At 55.9% G+C, this 2,340-nt stretch carries 2 protein-coding genes and 2 pseudogenes; all 4 read right to left on the bottom strand.

The genetic code is table 11. The annotated features are described in order from the left end of the window. Positions 1-211: pseudogene (locus tag VGM55_RS17220) on the bottom strand (tail fiber assembly protein); the annotation flags it as partial. A 2-nt stretch (positions 212-213) separates the two neighbouring features. Beyond that, the gene (locus VGM55_RS17215; RefSeq protein WP_331636130.1) at positions 214-1,524 is read right to left on the bottom strand and encodes a phage tail protein; all 1,311 of its coding nucleotides are present in this window, start codon (positions 1,522-1,524) and stop codon (positions 214-216) included. A gap of 1 nt (position 1,525) precedes the next feature. After that, positions 1,526-2,080: a phage tail protein I gene (locus tag VGM55_RS17210; protein WP_331636129.1), complete on the bottom strand. Its 555-nt coding sequence runs from the start codon at positions 2,078-2,080 to the stop codon at positions 1,526-1,528. Further along, positions 2,073-2,340: pseudogene (locus VGM55_RS17205) on the bottom strand (baseplate assembly protein); the annotation flags it as partial. The gene VGM55_RS17210 and the pseudogene VGM55_RS17205, both read right to left, overlap by 8 nt.

Below are 2,340 nucleotides of genomic sequence, written 5' to 3'. Positions count from 1 at the left end.
GTTCCGGCACCGGCTTATCGATGACGGAGCGAATCACATTCTCGCTGTCGTACATGATTTTTATCGTGTTATCCGCAAACCGGGACTGGCACTCATACCAGTCCTGCCCGTCTTCTGATTCGAAAAAACGTATACCGGCAGTGGCATCACCGTATTTTTCAGTGTCTTTTTTGGTGGGCTGTTTTACCCTGAAATTTTTAATATTTTGCATCTTTACCCCTGCGCATTCACCCACCCGCCACGTGTCCAGAACTGAACCGGTTTGTAGCGAACATAAGACTGGTCTTCATTAAAATCCCCGCCGGTCAGCACGTAACCCGCAGGCGCGTCACCGCCCGCCGCCGGCCACCAGGTGGAAATCACCGCCCCCAGCTGCACGCTGGAAACAAAGTTCTGCGACGTCCAGCTCTGTACTTCACCAATACGCTGATTCACCCATTGCCATGTCGAGCGGGTGTTAATATTGTCATCCCGTGCGGCAAGCTGACCATTTGCCCAGTCCCAGGTGGCACGGGTGTTGATGTTGTTATCCCGCGCGGTAAATTGATTAGCGAGCCATGTGCTCAGCCAGCCACCCCAGATTTCACCATTGATATTACCGCCGGGCTCGAAAATTGCCCCGCCTGCATACACGCTGGCGCCTGCGCGAATGGAGCCGTTCGCGGTAAAGGCGTTATCATTGGGGTTAAACGTCCAGATATGGTCGCGTCCCTGGTCATCGAGAATATGAATACAGCCGGATGGAAAATCATTTTTTCCGGAGACCAGCACCCCGTAGCTGATGGCGGCCTGATACCCGGAACCCGTCGTCTGCACGGTCGCTTTGGTCATGGGCAGATACACGTTCCCGCCGGCGCTGTAACCGGCGGAATAAAACAGGGCACGCCTGTCAGCCAGCTGGCCCTGAAAGGCACCGCCACCCGGCCACGCCCCCTCTTTTGTTGAATAGTGGTTCGCGTTATCAAGCCAGCCGACATCACCACCAGCGGCCGGCACAAACTCCCTGGCGTCATGCGTCGCAATATCCCCCAGGCCAATGTTTTTACGCACGGCTTCGTTGTCTTTCACATCCCCCAGATTTGCATCCTGACGAAGAAACAGGCCCTCTCCCGTCGCCACTTCAAGCTCAATATCTGCGGTTTCTGACACGGCAAGGCGGTACTGCAGGTTCACATTGATGCCGCTTTCAGGTTTCTCTATAGCAGCAAGGTTTGCGACGGAGTAAAGCTCGCCTTTATCCGTCAGCAGCCCGGCCTCACGCGCGGTGAACCCGCCTGTGGTCGCGGGGATAACCAGATGGGCTATAAACTGATTCGACTGTTCAGGAGAAACTGAGAGGTCTGAGATGGCTCCGCGGTAGACTTCATTCACCAGCGTGGTGCTTTGCGGGTCCGGGGTTACCGCCTGCCCGTTGCCATCACCAATCACAAAATCCTGAATAACGACGGCAATGCCCGTCGCTATAGCCTCAGCCTCAAGTTCCTTTCCCCTGTTCGTCAGGATGGAATAATATTTCTCTGCCACACTACTCTCCACTTTCTATCACGATGTCGATGTAAGCTGTTACCGCACCGCGTGTATACCAGGTTCCGGCCGAGCCAAGATCAGCAATAACGTCGATGCTGCTGAGATAACTCCGTAGATTTTTAGCCTTATTAACCTGCCGACGAATGCGCTCGTAAAGCGCTGCACCTATTTCCTGCTGGCTGTAAACTTCAATTCGAAATGTGTAGGGATCTTTTCGCGGCATCTCTTCCCACCACTCAACGACCGTGGTCGGCAGCCCGACAGCGCCCAGCGAACGGCGGACGGCACCTGATGTTCCCCGGTGCTGATGAACATAAGCCGCATCCTGTATCACCCGCCGCTTTTGCGCCTCACTCCAGCTGTCGTCCCAGAAATCCACCGCAAATTCCCAGGCAAGCCACGGAAGCAGATGAGCCGGGCAGGTATCGGGCTTTTTCACCGCACTCACCATGCCCGTATCCAGCGCCAGTATTTGTTCAGTTCCTGCCCGTTCCAGCGCACGCTCCCGGGGGTTATCACCAGGAGGAAGGAGAGAGCGAAATGTCTCAGTCATTCGCCGCTCCCTTGCGGGTGATGTTTATCGCCGTACACAGCGGGGCTTTTCCCGCCTCAGCCTCAAGATCCGCTCCCGGACTGCTCAGTCGTACTCTGACTACTCCGGCCTGTCGGAGCGCCGCATAAAACGCATCCCGTGACACCAGCATCCTGATGCGATGCGAGAGGACTGTGTACGCCGTAACGACGTCTGTCGCATTCTGCAGCACGGTCTGCGCGTCAGGGCCATCCGGGATTTCCAGCTCGGCAGTCACGGTG

The sequence above is a fragment of the Cedecea sp. genome (assembly GCF_036500665.1).
Lineage (GTDB): Bacteria > Pseudomonadota > Gammaproteobacteria > Enterobacterales > Enterobacteriaceae > Cedecea.
Note: the sequence above shows the minus strand (reverse complement) of the source record. Positions and strands in the feature narration are given on the sequence as shown.